Here is an 18,970-nt window from a genome sequence, read left to right on the forward strand (position 1 = left end):
CCTCTCTAAGAGACTGAAAGAAAGAGAAGTATTAGCATCTATACAAACCCAAAACAAAAACCCGGTTTCTACAAGAAACCGGGTTTAATCATCAGCGTTAATCCGCCTTCATCAGCGGTTAAAAAATCCTACAACTGCTTCACCTCAGAAACCAATTTGGCAACCACATCCTTAGCGCTACCAAACAACATCATCGTCTTATCCTTGTAGAACAACTCATTATCTACACCGGAAAAACCAGCACTCATCCCGCGCTTAATCACGATCGTATGCTTAGCCTTATCAACCTCCAAAATCGGCATCCCATAAATCGGGCTCGCCGTATCGTGACGCGCCGCCGGATTCACTACATCGTTAGCCCCGATTACCAAAGCAACATCCGTTTCTTCAAACTGCGGATTGATATCGTCCATATCGTACAACTGCGGATAAGGCACGTTTGCTTCCGCCAGCAGCACATTCATGTGCCCCGGCATCCGCCCAGCCACCGGGTGAATTGCGTATTTCACGTCAACACCCATTTTTTCCAAACCGTCGGCTAACTCGCGCACAGCGTGCTGTGCTTGCGCTACAGCCATCCCGTAGCCGGGAATAATCACAACCGATCGCGCATAGCCTAACATCATCGCACTTTCTTCGAGATTGATACTGCGAACAGTTTTGTCGATCGCATCACCAGCAGCCCCAGCAGCCCCAGCACTACCGCCACCGCTACCAAACGCGCTAAACAGCACACTACCCAAGGATCGATTCATCGCCTTGCACATGATTTGCGTCAAAATAATCCCCGACGCGCCCACCAATGCACCAGCGATAATCAGCATATTGTTCATCAAAATGAACCCAGCCACACTCGCCGCAATCCCCGAATAAGAGTTAAGCAGCGACACCACCACCGGCATATCGCCGCCCCCAATCGGGAGCACAAACATGATTCCCAAAATATTGGAAATCGCCACCAAAGCCAGAAATACTGGCACATCCTCCGGGTTAAACAGCATATAACCGCTGCCGGCTAAAAGTGCGATCGCCAGCATGGCATTAAACGGCTGTTGCAGCGGAAACGTCATAGGCGCACCCGGTAGCAATTCTTGCAGTTTCGCAAACGCCACAAGGCTACCAGTGAAAGTAATTCCGCCAATCAACACACCCAAAAGGATCGTGATTGTCGCATCAGGCGTCGGCGATTGGGGGATGCTGAGATAGCGCCAGAATTCGCCCACAGCAACGAGTGCAGAAGCCGCGCCCCCGAAACCGTTAAGCAAACCCACCATCTGCGGCATATCCGTCATCGCGACGGTTTTTGCCATAATTGTTCCCAAAATCGAACCGATGATAATTCCGACAGCAATCAATTCGTAGCTGATGACTTGCTTTTCCAGCAAAGTACCGACGATCGCAATTAACATCCCGATCGCAGCTAACACATTCCCTTGACGCGCAGTTGCAGGGGAACCCAACTGTTTCAAACCGATAATAAACAAAGATGCGGCAACTAAATAACCTAGTTGAATGCCACTGGGCAGAAAATCGCTCACGCTTTAACCTCTTTTTTCTTGAACATTTGCAGCATTCGATCGGTTACTAAGAAACCGCCGACTACGTTAATTGTGGCCAGGGCGATCGCGATCGTCCCCAAAATCGAAGTAACAGTCACATTGCCTTGGCCAGAAATCAGAATTGCACCTAAAACGGCAATTCCAGAAATCGCATTCGATCCCGACATCAAAGGTGTGTGCAGCGTCGGCGGGACTTTATTAATTACTTCAAATCCCACAAACGACGCTAGAGTAAACACCACTAAACCTGCAATCAATCCTTCTGCCATAACAATTGGTAATTGGTAATTGGAAATAACTCGTTCCCGGTTGCGTCCGCCAGTCCGCCAGGGAATGAATTCCCTGACTCATAGCAAAAGTCCTCTTAAGAGGACTAATAAACATCTCCCATAATTCTTGTGGAACAGGCATCTTGCCTGTTCAAAAAAGCCTTTTTTGGAGATATTTAATCAGTTCTTCAGTCCTCTTCAGAGGACTTGAGCTTTGAGGCAGGGGTTTCAACCCTTGCCGGACTATCGGACTATCGGACTGCCGGACTATCGGACTGCCGGACTTTGCCTCATAACGACAGAATCTAACTGACGGCTGAAGCCTGAGCTGCCAAAGCATCCCGAACTCGCTGATTGCTAATTTCACCGTCGCGGGCAACACAAGCACCAGCAATGATATCGTCTTCAAAATTCAAATTGAGTTCCTTATCTTTCACCATCAACTGAAGTAAAGAGGAGATATTCTTCGAGTAAGTTTCGCTAGCGTGGACAGGCATAGACGAGGGCACATTAATCGGGCCGATGACATTAACGCCGTTCCATTCAACATCTTTCCCCGCTTCCGTGCATTCGCAATTGCCGCCTTGTTCGCCCGCGAGGTCAACAATTACAGATCCGGGCTTCATTTGAGAAACCATTTCTCTAGTAACTAAAATAGGTGCTTTTCTGCCGGGAACTTGAGCGGTTGTAATCACTGCATCGGAAGCGCTGACGTGTTGGGTGAGCACTTGGCGGGTGTATTCTTTAGCCGCTTCTGATAGCTCTTTAGCATAACCTCCGGCGGCGACGGTTTCTTCCTTGAGTTCGACATCAAGGAATTTAGCGCCCAAACTTTGCACTTGTTCTTTTGTTTCCGGGCGGATGTCGAAGGCTTCGACTACCGCACCCAAACGACGCGCCGTGGCGATCGCCTGTAAGCCAGCAACGCCCACACCCATTACCAATACTTTCGCGGGGCGAATTGTACCCGCCGCCGTTGTCAGCATCGGAAAATATTTCGGCAAAGCGGCGGCTGCGATCAATACCGCTTTGTAACCGGCAACGTTGCCCTGAGATGACAGTGCATCCATGCTTTGAGCGCGGCTGGTGCGCGGGATCATTTCCATGCTGAAGGCCGTTACTTGGCGATCGGCTAAACGCTGCACTAAAGCTGGATCTCCCAGAGGATTCAAAAATCCGATGAAAACGCCTCCTTCCCGGAGTTGATGAACTTCTGATTCTTGCAGGGCCCCGATTTTGACTACGACATCGGCTTCGCCCCACAGCCTAGCGGTATCGGCGACAACCTGAGCTCCCGCTTCTTCGTAAGCAAGATCCGAGAAAAAGGATTGTGCGCCGGCACCGGCTTCAACCCAAACTTCGACGCCCTGTTTGACTAATCGGGCTACAGCGTCGGGTACTAAAGCCACCCGGCGTTCCCCTGCTGCTATTTCTTTTGCGATCGCTAATTTCATGAACTCTCCTTATTTAAGCCTTCCCAGGGCGGTTGAAGCCGCGCCTACACAGACAAAACCTGCCTCCGCAGGTTTCTTGAAGTGCGATTTTTAATCGCCCGATGCCTTGCTTTACATTGAAGCAGCCCTTGCCCTAAACTTCTCTCGTTGATACTAAAGCCGATCGCCCAAATTCGACCCGTATCTTTAACTTATCTTATACATTCAAATTCGCTAAATGGTTAAGTTGGCCACCGATTATGATATAATTTTATGTCGCCTAATTCTGTAGTTAGAATGTCAGTTATCAGTATTACGCAAAAATTACGCAAAAAATAATTGACGATCGAGCAATTTGTTCGGAGGTTCCCAGATTCAGCGTTTCGGAGACTTAGGATGGAGGCACAGAAAAGCGTCGGGTTCTAACCAGCCCCCAGATTCATTCTCAAAGCAGACGGGAGTAAATCTAAAATCTAAAATCTAAAATCTAAAATCGGCTCGCCCTCATCAAATTGCTGAGAGATTCGATATATTGTAGGCACGATCGCAAATTTCGGGCGAGCAATATTAAATGTTCACCAAGAGTTTAATTAGAGGAGTTGTTATGCGACGATTATTTTCAGCACTAGCGGTTACAGGTTGCTTGGTGGCTGGATTACCCGCCATCAGTTTAGCCCAGTCAATGCCAGGATTCACGATTTTCGGCGGCCCCGATCGCGCCAACCAATTAAACTATCGCTTGGATTACGGTACAGCCGGGATGAGTGGCGATAGATATCGGCTGCGAATTCCTTCCAAAAAAGTAAGTTTGGCGATCGCCCAACTCAACATATCCTATCCCGACTACTACAAAGGCGAATTTGACCAAAAAGACATTAAAGTGCGCGTCAAAGACAAAACAATAGAATTGCAAGAAGTAATCTGGGACAAAGAAAATCGATTCATAGAAATTTATCCCAAAGAACCAATTGCCGCCGGCAACAATGTTGAGGTTGTACTCTCCAACGTCAGAAACCCATCTCCCGGCGGAATGTACCATTTCAACGTCCGCATCCGCACCCCTGGCGACGTTCCCTTGCTGCGTTACCTCGGCACTTGGCTGTTGAGCATTAGTTGAGGGAAGGAATTTCTCGTTAGTCAAGCGATCGCGACAGAAAAATTTAAATGTGGCGATCGTTTTGCTACGGGCAAAAATTTAACTCTACTCAAATCTTGGTTTTCCTCACATCTTGCACCATTCTCGCTTAACAGGCTTTTCGGCCTGTTCCACAAAGAGTGAATTTTCTTGTGGAACAGGCCGGAAAGCCTGTTCATAAAAAGCTTATTGAGAATGGTCAACATCTCAGTTTTCGGCAGTTGTGAAAATAGAACCTCCGGCTCATATCGCAATTCTCAATGATTCTTGACATACTCCCCCGGCTCTTATCACGGGGGATTCTAAGCTCAGACAGCGATTGCAGGCATAGCCTGTCTAACATCGCCTAACTTAACGGTTGATGCCCCAACCGCACAAATATTCTTAGCTGCATTCTCGTCTCTGTCGTTCACGTTCTGACAGGACGGACATCGCCATTCTCTCGTATTCACATCCAACTTTTTTAGGACGTGTCCACAATGATTGCAAGTCTTCGAGGATGGATACCACTGATCAATGAAGATCACCTGCTTATTTTTTTTCTTGGCAACCCATTCGAGAACTTGGAGAAATTCGCCGAATGCAATGTCTGAGATTTTACGTCCCCAAAGTCGTTGCATTCCTTTTAGATTCAACGTCTCAAAGCACAGCACGTCGAACTTATCAGTTAGTTCGTGAGCCAATTTCCAGAACCAATCAGAGCGACGATTCACTACATCCTCGTACTTGCGAACTAAATTGAGTCTTGCTCTTTCCCGGTTCGCTGAGCCTTTCCGTTTTTTGGAATGCTGACGATTTGCTTTCTTAATAGCGTTAAGGGACTGTTTCAGAAATTGCGGTGATTCGATTTTCGTTCCATCTGAGCAGGTGAGAAACGTTTTTAAGCCGAAATCAAAGCCAGCGATTCTACTCGTCTCGACTTTGGTTTCAGGTTCTTCAACGCTGTCAACGACCACAACCATAAATAGCTCTCCTAATGTCGTGCGTTTAATGGTTAACGTCTTGACCGTCCCCTCTATCTCTCTGGAATTCCAATACTGATAAACGCGATTCCCAATCTTAATTCGATTGCCGCCTAAGAATTTGTAGCCAGCTTGCTTGAGAGTGAACGATTTGTATCTGCGAACTTTCTTGAATCCGGGCGGTCTAACTCCTTTCTTGTGATGCTTAAAAAACAGTTGGTAGGCTTTCTCAATTCGTTGGCAGATATCCTGCACAGCTTGAGAGCCGACCGTTTGCCAGAACGCTTTACGCTTTCTCTGTTTGGCAATATGCGATTGAAGTTTTGCACAATTCAAATGCTTTCCCCACATTCGGTAGTACCGTTTATGGAGTGCAATGCAATGGTTGTAGATCACCCCGGCAGCATTGATACTTCGCTTGAGGTGTCTATTCCGCTTGCTTTGATATAGCTTAAACTTCAATGTTTTCATGCTATTATTGTAGATCATCTAGCTATACTTTGCCATGAAAAAGAGCGTATTTCTTAGGCTGACTGATGAAGAGTTTGAGAAGCTAGAATCTTACTGCGAATCACGCGGTAGATCGAAATCAGATGCTCTAAGGGAGCTCATTAGAAGCCTTAAGCTCAAAAAAAGCCGTCAAGCGAAGGACGAGGCTTTAAACCCAATTTTTCGGTCATAATGAGTCTAGGGGCCGTCCCCCGATGATTGCCCTTAGCTAATTAGGGGTAGGCTCAGGGACGCTACCCCAAAAAAATGTTTACCAATCAAATAGGATTGCTAAGGCCGTACTTGCAGCATGAATCTACTAGCAAAAATCAAAACAATAGAACTTCCTCCAGCGCTGCGATCGAGAAATTATCGCCTGTTTTTTGCAGGACAAGGCCTCTCACTGATTGGCAGTTGGATGACGCAAGTCGCTACTGTTTGGCTTGTCTACAATTTGAGCGATTCACCTTGGATGCTGGGCGTGGTGGGATTTACAAGTCAAATCCCCACATTAATTTTACTGCCTTTTGCAGGAGTTTTAATCGATCGCTGGAACCGCCACCGAGTCATAATTGCCACTCAAATATTAGCGATGGTTCAATCCTTAGCGCTAGCATTTTTAGCGCTAACAGGAGTCGTTAACATTTGGCAGATCCTGGTACTGAGTTTCTTTCAAGGCGCAATTAATGCGTTTGACGCGCCGGCACGGCAAGCTTTTGTGCCGGAACTTGTAGAAAAGAAAGAAGATTTAGCAAATGCGATCGCCCTCAACGCTTCCATGTTCAACGGGGCCAGATTAATCGGCCCAGCAATTGCAGGTTTGCTGATAGCTACAGTCGGCCCAAGTTATTGCTTTCTCATTGACGGACTCAGCTACATCGCTGTAATTGCAGGCTTATTAGCGATGCAGATCAAAGCCCGTAATATTGCAGCAACTAATACCAAACCCTTACAAAGATTAAAAGAAGGATTCGTTTATGCCTTCGGATTTCCCCCGATTCGAGCAATTTTACTGCTATTAGCATTAGTCAGTTTTGCGGGAATGTCCCACACAGTTTTAGTCCCGATTTTTGCTACCAAAATCCTGCACGGCGGCCCAGAAGCCCTAGGCTTTTTGATGGCTGCTTCGGGAGTCGGAGCCTTTGGGGGGGCGATTTATTTGATTTCGCGCAAAAGTGTAGTTGGCATCGGCAAATGGATTGCGATTTCACCAGCAATTATGGGATTCGGGCTGATAGGTTTGGGTTTGTCTCGCGTCTTATGGCTGTCATTAATCATGATGTTGTTTGTGGGGTTTGGTTTCATTTTGCAATTTGCAGGAGGAAACACATTTTTGCAAACAATTGTGGAAGATGACAAACGCGGAAGAGTGATGAGCATATACACGATGGCATTTTTTGGAGTGACACCGTTTGGGAATTTAGTTGGCGGCGGATTGGCAAATTATATCGGCGCTCCCAATACAGTCATCATTGGAGGTATAATTTGTGTTTTAGGCTCGATAGTTTTTACCAAACAGTTGCCAGCTTTAAAAAACTTCGTCCGGCCACTTTATCAAAAAATGGGTTTAATTCCGCAGTAACAATTTAGCGTAAAAGCACAAATGCCAACATTAAACAACATTCCCAAAGCTAATATCTGACTGTATCTCTAGCAATCCTCAACAATTGGTAAACTTCTCTCTTTATCTCTTCTCTTCTCTTTCTCTGCGCCCTCTGCGCCCTCTGCGGTTAAAACATCCAAATTAATTACGCAACCAGAGGTTAAACCAAGCGAATTTAGAAGAAGGTTCTGGGATTTCCACCGCGTATCTAGTCGCAGAAAATGTTTTTTAGTTTGTTCACCATTCTTGTTGAGCTTCTGCTTCTGCTTGGATTAAATTTTGCCGCAGTTGCACCCAATTTATTTGATGAGAGGGCAAGTCTTCGATGAGCTTTCCGCGCTGTAAATGCAGAATTCGCGTGCTAAATTGCTCGGCTAATTCTAATTGATGGTTTACCATTACAATTGTGGTTTGGCCGTTTGTTAGCTGTATCAATACTTGCAAAAGGTGGGCGGCTTTTCCTGCGTCTAGGGCAGATGTTGGCTCGTCTAAAAGCAAGATTTTTGGTTGTAGGATGATGCCGCGGGCGATCGCCACGAGCTGTTTTTGGCCTGTGGAAAGCTGGAATTCGCTGCGATTGAGCCATTCTTGGGGTATGTGCAGTTGTTCGATCGCCCCGCTAATTCTCTCAGCAATGTTTGATGAAGTCACGCCCCGCAGCTTCAAAGGATAAGCCAATGCTTCTCGCACCGACATTCCCAAAAGCTTGGATTCTTGCAGGATGAGGGTGATTTGTTTGCGGAGTTCGATCGCAGGTATTTGGCGATATTCTGTATTTTCCAGATAAATCGAGCCGCTGGTGGGACTGCTGAGCCGATTTAGCAACCGCAACAGCGTTGTTTTCCCCGCACCTGAAGGGCCAACAATTGCCACGCGAGATCCCTTCTGTACCTGAAATGATATATTTTCCAACAAATGACTTGAGGCGATCGGTGTTTTTAAACTAACATTATCAATTCGCAGTTGAGGATTTGTTTCTGTATTATTTTCCGAATAATTAGGCATTTAATTAATTAAAAATATGGCTTTCGTGGAACGGGCATCTTGCCCGTTCTTGAGGCAGGCAAGATGCCCACTCCCCAATCCAACTCACTCTTTGTGGAACGGGCATCTTGCCCCTTCTTAAGGCAGGCAAGATGCCCGCCCCACAATCCAACTCAAACTCAAACTTTTACAGCTTTTTCTAAAGGAAAACCCAGTTTTTCGCGCTGTTCCAAATAAAGCTGAGCAACTCGCCGGGCCAAATTGCGAATTTTGGTGATGTAGCGGGTTCTTTCCGTTACCGAAATCACACCTCTAGCATCGAGTAAATTGAAAGTGTGAGAACATTTTAGCACATAATCAAGACTAGGCAAAACCAATCCTTTTTTGGTCAATTGTTCTGCTTCTTGCTCGTACAGTCCAAATAGAGTAAACAGCAATTCGGGATTGGAAGCTTCAAAGTTATAAGTACACTGTTCTATTTCTCCTTGCAGGTGAACGTCGCCGTAAGTGATGCCATCTTTCCACTGAATTTTCGTCATGGCATCGACTTCTTGGAGATACATTGCGAGGCGTTCTAGTCCGTAGGTAATTTCAATGGAGACGGGGCGACAGTCAATGCTACCGCACTGTTGAAAGTAGGTAAATTGGGTGATTTCCATGCCATCGAGCCAGACTTCCCAGCCGACCCCCCAAGCTCCGAGGGTGGGCGATTCCCAGTTGTCTTCTACGAAACGAATGTCGTGGTCTTCTGGGCGAATTCCTAATGCTCTGAGGGAGTCTAAATAGATGTCTTGGATATTGGGAGGAGAGGGTTTAATTAAAACTTGATATTGATAGTAATGTTGGAAGCGGTTGGGATTTTCGCCGTAGCGTCCGTCGGTGGGGCGGCGACAGGGTTCTATGTAGGCGACTGACCAAGGTTCGGGGCCAATTGCTCTGAGAAAGGTGTGGGGATTCATGGTTCCTGCACCTTTTTCTGTGTCGTAGGATTGGGCGATCAGGCAACCGCGATCGCTCCAGAATTTGTTTAAGGTGGCAATGACTGATTGAAAGTTCACTGGTTTAAATATGGTTAGCGAGTGTCTAAGATTATTTAAGCATACTCAAGGCACGGTTTATTGAAATAAACCCTGCCGAAATTAGATAAGACAGGATTTATAGCGAATTGCCCTACTCTGCTTTTTCCAGTTTGCGTTTTTCGATTTCCGTGATCGGTAATAGTAGAGCGTCTTCAATTTGTTGCCTAATTGCGAAGCTGCAATTACTTGAATGCAAGCAATTCCACAACAATACATTGGCATTATAATACTTGTCAAACAGACTTTGCTGAGAATTAGTAAATCTTTTATGTTGTCCAATGTTACGATACTTAATCATGATAGAGCGCATTATACTTCTACATCTTTTCCACTCTGTAGGTGAGGTAACTAGAGCAAGTAAAATATCATCTATAAGAGACTGTAGAACGAGTTTTAACTGAGGAGGGGTTTCAAGCTCAACTATAGCTTGTTGCATATACCTGATAGCCCAAGTTAATAGAACATCGGCATCAAAAAGAAGAGCAAAAGCAATATCAATTGCAATGTCATTTGACAGACTAAAGACAAATTCGCTAGGAGCGGTATTGTGGCGTTTGTAACTATCAGCTACATCTTGCCTAAAATTAGGATCGATTTTATAGGCAAGAATATCCCTAATAGCAGGATGAAGAAAATATTGAATACAATTAAAATGAATCTCTGCAAAATAAATATAAAATGACCGTATGGCTGCTGGTTTATATCGGGCATCTCGGAGAGAATCAGTTTTATTTTGTGCCCAAAGCAAGAATTTTTGAAGCTGCTTATTATGTTTAATTAAATCATTAATACGATCTTGGAGCAATGTCAATAACTTTTCTGAATCAGAAGCTGATAACATACTTACGATTAGTGGGAATACCTCCTTCCAATGTCCTTGATACATATAACAAATGAGTTGCTGCAAATCTTGATGCTGAATGAACCATTTTGCTACAAGAAATTCTTGAAATGTCAAGTGCGAAAATGACCATATTTGTTGCGATCGCTCAATCAACAATCCATGCTGCGCTTCCATCGCCCTCAACACCGATCGACTATCCCGCTGCCCAATTCCCAAAAACTCCGCAATATATCTCTCAATTTCCGCCTGCTCAAACAACACATATTGCTCTTGCTCAAACTTCTTCACTGCTAGAAAGCTCAATAACTCCAGCTTCCGCTCTAGCAACAAATCACGATAAATTTCATCCCGATCGATCGCCCGATCCTTATCCCATTGCTCCAGCAATAACTTCAACCCTTCTTCATAAAGCTTAGAACGCTTCGAGTGAAACTTCCCCGTCGGGTGAAACACTGCACAAGTCAAACTCAGCAAAATCGGCGTAATTGCCAAGTCCCGAATCGGCTTATTTGCCTCTAAAAATAGTTGTTCTAAAAACTCCTTCGCTTTTGCCAGTCCCCCCGACTCATCCCGCATCACCGCCTTATACCAATGTTCTGAAAACGATCGCACCTGCGACTCATTAAAATCAGCTACTTCCACATAATCAAATCGCTCAAACTGTGATTCCTGACTCTGCGTTCGACAGGTCACAATTACCTGCACCTGCGGATAAGTGCGAGCAAACCGCTTGATTTCCTTGGCGATGCTCTTCCCATCTTCTCCCGTCACTTCATCCAACCCATCCAGCAGCACCAGCGCCCGACCTCGATCTAACGCCAATTGAGTTTCGGCATCCGATAACCGCCAGCACCCTTCTAGATAACGCTCTAGCGAGTAGGCAACCTCACCCCCATCCTCGACAAAATCTCGCAGTTTAATCAAAACCGGAATGCGGTGCGCTTGTAAATTACCTGCGTTGCACTCCATCACCACTCGCTGCAAATACGTGGTCTTTCCCGAACCCGGTTTGCCCACTACCATCAGGTTCGCATTCTTTGCCAGCACCTTTAAACCTGATACCCGTTTTAGCTTTTTGCCCAAACCAATGCGATCGAAACTGCGGTAGCTGCGATTTTGGCTAAAGTCCTGCCACAAGTCATCCAATTCCGATCTACGACTACTACTGAGTTCCTCCAGAATATTGACATCCACAAACAAGTCACTCAACGGCACGCAACGATCGACACCCCAAAGCGGCATTCTGCCGTGCAAGGGTTGGATGTCATCGTGGAGGCGCGATCGTACCTGCTGAACCAACGCATCAACAGGATCTTTGACGCTCTCGGCAGGCAGATTTGACAGTGAATTCGGTGGTTTACCTTTCTCCTGAACCTGTTCAGCGTCGGGTTCCCATTTCAGTTTGAGCTTTTTGCAGATGCAAAGAAACTGCTTGCGCTGAACAGCTTCACCTTTGAAAAATTTGTGGATGGTAGTACGCGACATCTTTAATTCAGCAGCCAAATCGGATTTGCTACCAAATTTTGCTAATGCGCTGTCCGCGTTTTTCAGTTGAGTTGGCGATAACCTCAGAGATCGCCCGGTACGTTCTGTCATGTAGTGGTTTCAGGTTTCTCCAATTATAGCGACGCGATCGTAACTTGGACAAACTTGTACATAACCTGAGCGGTAGGCGATCGTATCTAAAACCAGCCTCCTATCTTGCATTTGGCAGATTGTTGAGAGTTTCAACAAAGATGACCAACATGAAGAGTTCAAATAAGAAAAAATGGCTCAAAGTAATCGAGTTTACTGTAGTGGGTGTTGCCACCTGGCTCAATCCCCAAGCAGGATTTCTGCTCTTTCTGCTTCGGCTGTGCTTTCAAATCTTGGCTGCGTTGCAGAAAGATGAGGAGAGTGAAATAGATAAAAGCTAGAAGTCCCCGATCGCCTTTGCGAAAAAATTCAACAGGGCGATCGGTTCCCCAAAGTCCTATAGCGAGATCGCAATTTCAGCAGATTGATTTCCCTTATTACGAGGGCGAAGATGTAAAGTAATTTCCGTATCGAGTCGCTTGAGGAAAAGCAGTAGTTTTCCCTCGCTGAACCGTTGAAACTCTCCCTCCATTAAATGAGAGACTTCTGGTTGTGGAATGCCCAGTAACTCGCTCATTTCACGCTGTTCCAAGTTGCGCTGTTTCAACAGACGAAGTACCTGAATTCCGATTTTACCCCGCGCCAAAAGTTCGTCAGCATCTGCCAATCCAAGGTCAGCAAATACATTACCGCTGCTTTCTTCAAAAATGGTTTCTTCTGTCATAATTGTTCCTCCCTCGCTAGTGCGTCTTGATAGCGTTTTTTAATTAAGTCAACATCAGCCTGTGGGGTTTTAATCCCTTGCTTTGATTTCTTCTGAAAAGCGTGCAACACATAGATTTTGTCACCAATCTTGAGAGCATAAACCGCCCTGTAAGTATCCGTATCGTAACGTTTGACGATTTCATACACACCGCTTTCCACCCCTTTAAAGGGCTTGGCTGACAAAGGTGTTTCCCCAGCTTGCACCAGTTGTAGCGCATAACCTACCGCTTTTTGTACCTCTTCAGGAAACTCGCGGATATTTTTGCGAGAGTCTCCCATCCAAACAAGAGGTCGTAAAGGCACTTCTATAGTATCTTTGTTATCGACCATTTTATACCAAATTTCCTGTAAAAATCAAGTTTGACAATAGCATAAAATGTTGCCCTGCCTAAAAATCGATTTCTCCCATAATGGGTTCTTGTGTCATAGTTCTCTCTCGGCATGGTATAGTACCCATCTTCGATTCGCATCGACAACTCATGAAAACAGACACCATTTTCTACAGCCTGTTTCAGGAATTTCCCCGCTTCTTCTTTGAACTGATAGATCGTTCCCCAGACGAAGCCACCGCCTATGAATTCACCTCCCGCGAAATCAAACAACTCGCATTCCGCATCGATGGCTTATTTCTCCCCAAAACCGAAGAACCTGAAAAACCATTTTACTTGGCTGAAGTTCAGTTTCAACCCGATGCCGACTTGTACTACCGCATCTTTGGCGAACTCTTTCTCTATCTGCGACAATACAAACCCCTCAATCCTTGGCGCGTGGTTGTCATCTATCCCAATCGCCGCATCGAACACGAACAGATGCTGCAATTTCAGGAACTCTTAACGAGTCAGCGCGTCCAACGGATTTACCTCGATGAATTGCCAGAAGCCGCAGATCGATCGCTGGGAGTCAAAGTTGTTAAACTGGTAATCGAGCCAGCAGAGACAGCAGCAGAACAAGCACGCCAGTCGATCGCAATGGCCCGACAACAGATATCCGATCCCACCGTTCAACGCGATTTAATTAACCTCATCGAAACAATTATCGTCTACAAACTCCCCCAGAAAAGCCGCGAGGAAATTGCCGCCATGTTGAATTTAAGCGAACTCAGACAAACTCGATTTTACCAGGAAGTCAAGCAAGAAGGTTTAGAAGAAGGACTCGAACAAGGTGAGCGGCAGGCGAAGTTAGAAGCCATTCGTCGCACGATAGGGTTGGGGATAAATTTAGAGACGATCGCGCAATTATTAGATTTGTCTCTCGAATTTGTTCGCCAAACAATTAACAAAATCCAACGGGAATCGATGTCACTCCCCGAACAAAATATCGACTCGTTTATCGAACTATTAACTCAGCAGCGATCGCTCTTCGGGGTCGAACAATTAACCGAACTAGCGCAGCTAATTGAACCCTTATCCGATGATATCGATGTCCTTTCAGAAGCGATTTCATCCTGGGCTGAAAATTACCCTTCAATTCAGGAAGCTCAAGCCCAACTGCTCGAACCACTACCGATCGCTAAGGCATCAGAAAAAGCAGCAGTCACCCGAGAAAGTAGCGAATCTCAACTCGGCGATCGCCTCAACAAACAAGCTCTCAAAAATGCCATTTTATTGTAGCGCGATCGGCCATATTTCTACTGGCAAATAAACTGAGGCAGATATTGCTGTCTTGCGTCAGATGTTGAGTGGAAGCGATCGCCAAATAGCCACAAAAAAACAGAATAGTCAGAACCCCGACTTCTTGAATAAGTCGGGGCTCAGACAGTGAAAAAGTTGAGATTACTTTCTAGTTTAGTTTGCAGGAGCGAGGGAAACTAACAGAGTGATGTTGTCAACGCCGATGACATAAACCGTGTCTCCCGGTGTGAGGGTGATTTGGCGATCGCACCGTGCGGGCCACCAGCTACCTTGGAAGCGGACGCGACCTGTTTGATTCGGGTAAATCGATTCATCAACTACTGCTTCTTCGTTGAAGTAGTGGAAATTGGTGTTGATGTAGTTATCCATTAAGATATTCTTTTCTGTGCTGTAGGTGTGAAGAGAAAAAATAGAACCGAAAGCTTTTACTACGTTAAACATTTTGTTGACTCCTTTTGTGTTAAAATATATCGAAGTTTTATGGCCTATTTGAGGCTCTTTGAAAAGTAGCATTTCCTGGTTGAAATTGATTACCAGGTCTCTCATGCTCTGATTTAGTCTGCCGGAGCGAGGGAAACTAACAGAGTGATGTTGTCAACGCCGATGACATAAACCGTGTCTCCCGGTGTGAGGGTGATTTGGCGATCGCACCGTGCGGGCCACCAGCTACCTTGAAAGCGGACGCGACCTGTTTGATTCGGGTAAATCGATTCATCGACGACAGCTTCTTCGTTGAAGTAGTTAAAATTGGTGTTGACGTAATTTTTGATAAGCATATTGTTAGCTGTGCTGTATCCTTGGGTAGAGAAAATCGAGCCGAAAGCTTTTACTACGTTGAACATGATATTTACTCCTGTTGTGTTAAAATATATGGGGATGTGTAATTGTCGGTTTATGCTATTTGAGAGGCTGCATTTCCTCGGTTAAGATTGATTGATTGCCTTGATATTTCATTGTTCTTGCCTTCCGTGGTTTTATCAGGATAAAAGGCAAAGAATTTTTGAAATGTTGAGGGGATTTGAGAAGCGGTTGCGGGGAGTCTAAATCCCGTAATTCCGAGGTATTGAATTAAGGATTTAGTGGTTGAGCAGTTGGTGGGATTTACCTTAAGGGTAGATGTTGTTAGCTACATTAGAGATTGGCTGATTCCGCATTACTGCTGCTGTGAAAATGTTTTATTTTTGGGTTTTATGTTTTGATTGGGTTGTGACTCACTTGCTTTACACTTACTAATTTGCCAGGAGTCCAATATCTTTGGGGCGATCGCCAGTCCACTTTCCGAGTCTGGTACTGGCACATGACACTGAGAAACCTGCAAACAACGATTTTGCAGAGGTTTCTGCCTACCTATCAGGCTGCTGGCTGTGCCAATTTAGCCAACTGGACTACCGCCAACAGTGAATTATGAGCTTACGCAGTCTCGATCGCCCAATCCGGAATATCCATACATATCTAGTCCGTAACTGACGCACCAAACCCCTAAAAACCCGGTTTCTGACACCCAGTGCGCCATTAGGGGCCCGTAAGCGGATCTATGATATAAGCAAGTAAACTTGGCAACTCACCCGCCCTCCCCATGCGATATTGAGGTGTACCTACCTATTTAGGCCTAGACAATAGACCTCTTGCAAAAATCCTTTTCATCAATTGATGGGACGGGCTCTCCGGCCCATCTCCCAAGAAAAAATAACTCTTGTGGGATGGGCCGGAGAGCCCGTCCTAATTATTTTTGCAAGAGGTCTAATAGGCGATCGAGAGTTACGCAGATATCAGGAGGCGGTAGGAGTTTTTGATCGATGCAGGTCGATCGCACCCTGTTATCCAATTATTGAACAGGTCGAACTTAAAATCCATTCATAAATTCAGAATCTTAAATTCATAAAAGTCATACTTATAGACAACCTGCTGGATACTGCATAATTGTTACAGGAATTTTGAATAAAGTTTTAGCTAATTGAGACAAAGCGAACTTTAATTTAAGCGACTGTGGCAATTCTTGTACGGAAACTTCTACGAAGCCAAAGCGAGTATAAAATGATGCGAGTCGCTTTCCCAAACATTCTAAATATAGCGGTTCTGTAGCTTGTTGAATTAAATATTTTGTGAGGTAACTTCCCAAACCTCGATCGCGCCAATTTTTCGCCACCACCAAACTGCCCAATTCTTGCGCCCCCGCAAATTTCCGCAACTGTCCGCAAGCTGCCAATTTTCCCTCGCATTGGATGACCCAGAATTGCTCCCAGCGCAACTGAGTTGGATCGAGTCTGGCGCTCCACACTAAGATTCTAATTGATTTGATGTCTTGAGCACAGGCCGGGCGGATAACGCATTGTGGCGGCCACGAAAAAGAACTTTCATTCATTGTGATTCCTGTTGACTGTCTCGTTTGGATTGAGCTTTCAACATCCTTTCTTTTAACCGCACATTTCTCTCGGCAATTTCGGGATTTCCCTTATACCAAGGCGGAACATCGTCATAATCGGGAATTCCATCATCTATCAGATAGCGCGCGTTGGGCTGCTTGGGATAACCTGCAGCCAATCCTCCAGTACAGATAACAAACAAGGCTGTATTTTCAGCAGCTTTTAATGCTCTCTTTGCTGCGGGAGAAACTCTCACAATATCGCCGCCCTCAAGTGTCAATAGTTCCCCATCTACAACCATCAGGCCTTTGCCTTCAACTACAATATAAACTTCTTCTTGTTCTGCGTGGCTGTGAGTAAATGTGTAGCCATCGCCAGCAGGCAAGCGAATCAAACCTAAAGCTACTCCTTGTAGATTTAGCTGTCGCCAAGGGTTGGTGAGTTGGGGCAAATTGTTAAAGTCAAAGTGAGCTTTAGTGAATTTATTGTTACTTTCAGAATCTAGTTCCATATTATGTATTTAAGTATAAGAGGTGTTACTGGAAATTATACCAGCTAGCTGCTTCAAAATGCGAAAGACTTCGTAAAGTTCGTTTCCTGGACTCCCAATATCGAAAAGTTTAGACACGGCATACTGCGGTGTGCCTTGTTTGGTCACTTTGATAAATCGAAAGCTGCTGCCATTTGTCAGAAGCCCAAATGTTACTGGTTCTGGGCTGGGGTCATTCAGCATATAAAATAGTAACTGAGGAAGCCCAGCTTCAACGGAATATTGAGAGCGTTTGGCTTCGATCGCAACTACCCAAAAAGATTTCAGCAATAGCAGGACATCGATGCTACCCCTGACAATTGTATCTTCATCTTCAATAGTCAGTTCTACTGATTTTTCTGCCTCTATATGAAACGGAGTCAAGTAGAAATCTGCTAAAAATAGCAAGGGAGCCAGTACCACCATTTTTACGGTATCTTCCAGCATCGCGTACTTGACACTGTTGATATAACCTGCTTTTACGTTGTCGAGCGCTCGCTTTTTGTCATCGCTAATTTCCGGTAAATCGTCAATCCACTCCCGGAAGAATTGCTCATCTTCACAAAGTTGAAAATTAAATTTTGTTTCGACATCTAGCAGTGTCAGTGTTTTTGCTTGAATGCTTTGTGTCATAGTTTTATGTAGCTATTTGCTGGTTGGTGTTAATTGTAGCATATCAACTGTCGATCGCCTCCCACAAAACCTCCGCGCCAAACCTTACCGGATCGGTACAAGGCAATCCCGTTTCTGCTTGAACTTCAGCTATTGCTAACAGCGCATTTGCCTCATTTAAGTGATGAGTGTTGAGGGCGATCGCGCTCACTTTTCCCCCTGCAAAAGCACCCGCAGCAGCAGCTAACATTTCGTACAATTCAACCACTTTTGATAACCTGGGAATCGATACGTGCGGGTGATTGCGAATGCTAGTTTGTCCGGCTCGGTGCGCTAAAATTAAGTGAGTTGGCTGCGAACCCCGCAGCAGCGGCAGAGTCGCCGTCGAACCCGGATGCAATAGCGAACCTTGCCCTTCTACGTGCAGAATATCGCACTCAGAACCCAATTTAATCACCATTTCTTCGACAGCACCAGCCGCAAAATCAACTCGCACTGCATCCAAAGGAAGGCCTTCATTTCCAATCATTAAACCAGTTTGTCCCGTTGCTAAAAATTTGGAACGCCAACCCCGCCGCAAGCAAGTGCGATTGAGTTCCAGACTGGTTGACATTTTGCCAACGCTCATATCTGTGCCGACAGTTAATACGCGGCGACAACTTAATTTAGCTGCGGCAGCAGAGGCGATCGCACCCACAGATTTCGGTTCCTGACGCACGTCCCAAATCCATTGATTTTCGGTTAAAGGAACTGTTACCAAAGGTGCAAGTTTCGCGTGCAAACCATTGACAACTGACAAACCCGCTGCTACCGCTTGATTAATTTCTGGCAGCCATTCTGCAGGCAAAACACCGCCGGAAGGAGCGATACCAATTAGCAGAATATCCGGCGCAAATTTCAGTGCTTCTGCAACGGACGCAACTATCGGTACTTGTTGAGGAATGCCCGTTAATTCAGCCAAAGATTGTCCTGCACATTGGCGGTCTATTACTGCTACAATTTGTGCTTCGCTGTAGCGCAAAAATGCTAAACCTGTTTTGCCGGAATAACCAAGAATACCCTCGTGCAGCAGGATTGCAACTTTACCATTTTTGATCGGATAGTTTTTAGTCATTGATTCACTTTCAAGAGGGGGATT

The 18,970-nt window shown here is 45.5% G+C and carries 23 protein-coding genes; 6 read left to right on the plus strand and 17 right to left on the minus strand.

The features are described from left to right. Positions 1 to 128: 128 nt before the first annotated feature. From QUB35_RS01195 to QUB35_RS01210, 4 genes are all read right to left on the minus strand, one after another. Entirely contained in the window at positions 129 to 1,538 is a 1,410-nt protein-coding gene (locus QUB35_RS01195) for an NAD(P)(+) transhydrogenase (Re/Si-specific) subunit beta (RefSeq protein ID WP_333138589.1), read from the minus strand. Further along, positions 1,535 to 1,828 (minus strand): NAD(P) transhydrogenase subunit alpha, encoded by a 294-nt coding sequence (locus QUB35_RS01200; RefSeq protein ID WP_006633295.1) that lies wholly within the window; start codon positions 1,826 to 1,828, stop codon positions 1,535 to 1,537. Before QUB35_RS01200 ends, QUB35_RS01195 begins: the two co-directional genes overlap by 4 nt. Continuing rightward, positions 1,767 to 1,970, minus strand: coding sequence for a hypothetical protein (locus tag QUB35_RS01205; protein WP_333138591.1), 204 nt, complete (start codon positions 1,968 to 1,970; stop codon positions 1,767 to 1,769). The genes QUB35_RS01200 and QUB35_RS01205 overlap by 62 nt, the downstream gene beginning before the upstream one ends. 163 nt (positions 1,971 to 2,133) lie before the next feature. Then, positions 2,134 to 3,282 (minus strand): Re/Si-specific NAD(P)(+) transhydrogenase subunit alpha, encoded by a 1,149-nt coding sequence (locus QUB35_RS01210; RefSeq protein WP_333101701.1) that lies wholly within the window; start codon positions 3,280 to 3,282, stop codon positions 2,134 to 2,136. A gap of 583 nt (positions 3,283 to 3,865) precedes the next feature. Between QUB35_RS01210 and QUB35_RS01215 the strand changes: the two genes are divergently transcribed. Then, positions 3,866 to 4,378, plus strand: a complete 513-nt coding sequence (locus tag QUB35_RS01215) for a DUF2808 domain-containing protein (RefSeq protein WP_333138593.1) — start codon at positions 3,866 to 3,868, stop codon at positions 4,376 to 4,378. 20 nt (positions 4,379 to 4,398) lie between these two features. Here the strand turns inward: QUB35_RS01215 and QUB35_RS01220 are convergent, their stop codons facing one another. Beyond that, the gene (locus QUB35_RS01220) at positions 4,399 to 4,575 is read right to left on the minus strand and encodes a hypothetical protein (RefSeq protein ID WP_333138595.1); all 177 of its coding nucleotides are present in this window, start codon (positions 4,573 to 4,575) and stop codon (positions 4,399 to 4,401) included. 129 nt (positions 4,576 to 4,704) lie between these two features. Beyond that, on the minus strand, positions 4,705 to 5,829 hold the full coding sequence (locus QUB35_RS01225) for an RNA-guided endonuclease TnpB family protein (protein ID WP_333138597.1): 1,125 nt from the start codon (positions 5,827 to 5,829) through the stop codon (positions 4,705 to 4,707). Between the two features lie 34 nt (positions 5,830 to 5,863). Here QUB35_RS01225 and QUB35_RS01230 point away from each other — a divergent pair, with 34 nt between their 5' ends. Together QUB35_RS01230 and QUB35_RS01235 are read left to right on the plus strand one after the other, a co-directional pair. After that, positions 5,864 to 6,040, plus strand: a complete 177-nt coding sequence (locus QUB35_RS01230; RefSeq protein WP_333138599.1) for a ribbon-helix-helix protein, CopG family — start codon at positions 5,864 to 5,866, stop codon at positions 6,038 to 6,040. A gap of 117 nt (positions 6,041 to 6,157) precedes the next feature. After that, positions 6,158 to 7,429, plus strand: a complete 1,272-nt coding sequence (locus QUB35_RS01235) for an MFS transporter (protein ID WP_333138601.1) — start codon at positions 6,158 to 6,160, stop codon at positions 7,427 to 7,429. A gap of 258 nt (positions 7,430 to 7,687) precedes the next feature. On the opposite strand, the gene QUB35_RS01240 is transcribed toward QUB35_RS01235, so the two are convergent. From QUB35_RS01240 to QUB35_RS01250, 3 genes are all read right to left on the minus strand, one after another. Further along, positions 7,688 to 8,455, minus strand: a complete 768-nt coding sequence (locus QUB35_RS01240) for an ATP-binding cassette domain-containing protein (RefSeq protein ID WP_333138603.1) — start codon at positions 8,453 to 8,455, stop codon at positions 7,688 to 7,690. A 158-nt stretch (positions 8,456 to 8,613) separates the two neighbouring features. Further along, on the minus strand, positions 8,614 to 9,492 hold the full coding sequence (gene glyQ, locus QUB35_RS01245) for a glycine--tRNA ligase subunit alpha (protein WP_242720870.1): 879 nt from the start codon (positions 9,490 to 9,492) through the stop codon (positions 8,614 to 8,616). 112 nt (positions 9,493 to 9,604) lie between these two features. Further along, the gene (locus QUB35_RS01250) at positions 9,605 to 11,953 is read right to left on the minus strand and encodes an NACHT domain-containing protein (protein WP_333138604.1); all 2,349 of its coding nucleotides are present in this window, start codon (positions 11,951 to 11,953) and stop codon (positions 9,605 to 9,607) included. A gap of 140 nt (positions 11,954 to 12,093) precedes the next feature. Here QUB35_RS01250 and QUB35_RS01255 point away from each other — a divergent pair, with 140 nt between their 5' ends. Continuing rightward, positions 12,094 to 12,273: a hypothetical protein gene (locus QUB35_RS01255; protein ID WP_333138606.1), complete on the plus strand. Its 180-nt coding sequence runs from the start codon at positions 12,094 to 12,096 to the stop codon at positions 12,271 to 12,273. A gap of 56 nt (positions 12,274 to 12,329) precedes the next feature. On the opposite strand, the gene QUB35_RS01260 is transcribed toward QUB35_RS01255, so the two are convergent. Both QUB35_RS01260 and QUB35_RS01265 read right to left on the minus strand, forming a co-directional pair. After that, positions 12,330 to 12,656, minus strand: a complete 327-nt coding sequence (locus tag QUB35_RS01260) for an XRE family transcriptional regulator (protein WP_333138608.1) — start codon at positions 12,654 to 12,656, stop codon at positions 12,330 to 12,332. Next, positions 12,653 to 13,027 (minus strand): type II toxin-antitoxin system RelE/ParE family toxin, encoded by a 375-nt coding sequence (locus QUB35_RS01265; protein WP_333138609.1) that lies wholly within the window; start codon positions 13,025 to 13,027, stop codon positions 12,653 to 12,655. Before QUB35_RS01265 ends, QUB35_RS01260 begins: the two co-directional genes overlap by 4 nt. 149 nt (positions 13,028 to 13,176) lie before the next feature. On the opposite strand from QUB35_RS01265, the gene QUB35_RS01270 reads away from it, so the two are divergent. Then, on the plus strand, positions 13,177 to 14,307 hold the full coding sequence (locus tag QUB35_RS01270) for an Rpn family recombination-promoting nuclease/putative transposase (protein ID WP_333138611.1): 1,131 nt from the start codon (positions 13,177 to 13,179) through the stop codon (positions 14,305 to 14,307). Between the two features lie 174 nt (positions 14,308 to 14,481). On the opposite strand, the gene QUB35_RS01275 is transcribed toward QUB35_RS01270, so the two are convergent. Both QUB35_RS01275 and QUB35_RS01280 read right to left on the minus strand, forming a co-directional pair. After that, the gene (locus tag QUB35_RS01275) at positions 14,482 to 14,769 is read right to left on the minus strand and encodes an NfeD family protein (protein ID WP_333138613.1); all 288 of its coding nucleotides are present in this window, start codon (positions 14,767 to 14,769) and stop codon (positions 14,482 to 14,484) included. Positions 14,770 to 14,882: 113 nt separating this feature from the next. Further along, entirely contained in the window at positions 14,883 to 15,170 is a 288-nt protein-coding gene (locus QUB35_RS01280) for an NfeD family protein (protein WP_333101688.1), read from the minus strand. A 392-nt stretch (positions 15,171 to 15,562) separates the two neighbouring features. Between QUB35_RS01280 and QUB35_RS01285 the strand changes: the two genes are divergently transcribed. After that, positions 15,563 to 15,736 carry a hypothetical protein gene (locus tag QUB35_RS01285; RefSeq protein ID WP_333138616.1) on the plus strand — a complete coding sequence of 58 codons (174 nt, stop codon included), beginning with the start codon at positions 15,563 to 15,565 and terminating at the stop codon, positions 15,734 to 15,736. A 483-nt stretch (positions 15,737 to 16,219) separates the two neighbouring features. On the opposite strand, the gene QUB35_RS01290 is transcribed toward QUB35_RS01285, so the two are convergent. Genes QUB35_RS01290 through QUB35_RS01305 form a run of 4 tightly spaced genes read right to left on the minus strand, consistent with a single transcriptional unit; the run spans position 16,220 to position 18,946 of the window. Continuing rightward, complete coding sequence (locus QUB35_RS01290; RefSeq protein ID WP_333138618.1) at positions 16,220 to 16,690, minus strand: GNAT family N-acetyltransferase; 471 nt, start codon at positions 16,688 to 16,690, stop codon at positions 16,220 to 16,222. Next, positions 16,687 to 17,202 (minus strand): cupin domain-containing protein, encoded by a 516-nt coding sequence (locus QUB35_RS01295; RefSeq protein WP_333138620.1) that lies wholly within the window; start codon positions 17,200 to 17,202, stop codon positions 16,687 to 16,689. The genes QUB35_RS01290 and QUB35_RS01295 overlap by 4 nt, the downstream gene beginning before the upstream one ends. A gap of 9 nt (positions 17,203 to 17,211) precedes the next feature. After that, positions 17,212 to 17,853 carry a type I restriction endonuclease gene (locus tag QUB35_RS01300; protein WP_333138622.1) on the minus strand — a complete coding sequence of 214 codons (642 nt, stop codon included), beginning with the start codon at positions 17,851 to 17,853 and terminating at the stop codon, positions 17,212 to 17,214. A gap of 43 nt (positions 17,854 to 17,896) precedes the next feature. Beyond that, positions 17,897 to 18,946, minus strand: a complete 1,050-nt coding sequence (locus QUB35_RS01305) for a DUF1611 domain-containing protein (protein ID WP_333138624.1) — start codon at positions 18,944 to 18,946, stop codon at positions 17,897 to 17,899. Positions 18,947 to 18,970 lie beyond the last annotated feature (24 nt).

It is taken from the genome of Microcoleus sp. B13-B6 (assembly GCF_036705405.1).
Classification (GTDB): domain Bacteria; phylum Cyanobacteriota; class Cyanobacteriia; order Cyanobacteriales; family Microcoleaceae; genus Microcoleus.

Coding starts and splice junctions, on each gene's coding strand:
- QUB35_RS01200 (WP_006633295.1), bottom strand. CDS start 1,828: ATGGCAGAAGGATTGATTGCAGGTTTAGTGGTGTTTACTCTAGCGTCG.
- QUB35_RS01205 (WP_333138591.1), bottom strand. CDS start 1,970: ATGCCTGTTCCACAAGAATTATGGGAGATGTTTATTAGTCCTCTTAAG.
- QUB35_RS01210 (WP_333101701.1), bottom strand. CDS start 3,282: ATGAAATTAGCGATCGCAAAAGAAATAGCAGCAGGGGAACGCCGGGTG.
- QUB35_RS01215 (WP_333138593.1), top strand. CDS start 3,866: ATGCGACGATTATTTTCAGCACTAGCGGTTACAGGTTGCTTGGTGGCT.
- QUB35_RS01220 (WP_333138595.1), bottom strand. CDS start 4,575: ATGAACAGGCTTTCCGGCCTGTTCCACAAGAAAATTCACTCTTTGTGG.
- QUB35_RS01225 (WP_333138597.1), bottom strand. CDS start 5,829: ATGAAAACATTGAAGTTTAAGCTATATCAAAGCAAGCGGAATAGACAC.
- QUB35_RS01230 (WP_333138599.1), top strand. CDS start 5,864: ATGAAAAAGAGCGTATTTCTTAGGCTGACTGATGAAGAGTTTGAGAAG.
- QUB35_RS01235 (WP_333138601.1), top strand. CDS start 6,158: ATGAATCTACTAGCAAAAATCAAAACAATAGAACTTCCTCCAGCGCTG.
- QUB35_RS01240 (WP_333138603.1), bottom strand. CDS start 8,455: ATGCCTAATTATTCGGAAAATAATACAGAAACAAATCCTCAACTGCGA.
- QUB35_RS01250 (WP_333138604.1), bottom strand. CDS start 11,953: ATGACAGAACGTACCGGGCGATCTCTGAGGTTATCGCCAACTCAACTG.
- QUB35_RS01255 (WP_333138606.1), top strand. CDS start 12,094: ATGACCAACATGAAGAGTTCAAATAAGAAAAAATGGCTCAAAGTAATC.
- QUB35_RS01260 (WP_333138608.1), bottom strand. CDS start 12,656: ATGACAGAAGAAACCATTTTTGAAGAAAGCAGCGGTAATGTATTTGCT.
- QUB35_RS01265 (WP_333138609.1), bottom strand. CDS start 13,027: ATGGTCGATAACAAAGATACTATAGAAGTGCCTTTACGACCTCTTGTT.
- QUB35_RS01270 (WP_333138611.1), top strand. CDS start 13,177: ATGAAAACAGACACCATTTTCTACAGCCTGTTTCAGGAATTTCCCCGC.
- QUB35_RS01275 (WP_333138613.1), bottom strand. CDS start 14,769: ATGTTTAACGTAGTAAAAGCTTTCGGTTCTATTTTTTCTCTTCACACC.
- QUB35_RS01280 (WP_333101688.1), bottom strand. CDS start 15,170: ATGTTCAACGTAGTAAAAGCTTTCGGCTCGATTTTCTCTACCCAAGGA.
- QUB35_RS01290 (WP_333138618.1), bottom strand. CDS start 16,690: ATGAATGAAAGTTCTTTTTCGTGGCCGCCACAATGCGTTATCCGCCCG.
- QUB35_RS01295 (WP_333138620.1), bottom strand. CDS start 17,202: ATGGAACTAGATTCTGAAAGTAACAATAAATTCACTAAAGCTCACTTT.
- QUB35_RS01300 (WP_333138622.1), bottom strand. CDS start 17,853: ATGACACAAAGCATTCAAGCAAAAACACTGACACTGCTAGATGTCGAA.
- QUB35_RS01305 (WP_333138624.1), bottom strand. CDS start 18,946: ATGACTAAAAACTATCCGATCAAAAATGGTAAAGTTGCAATCCTGCTG.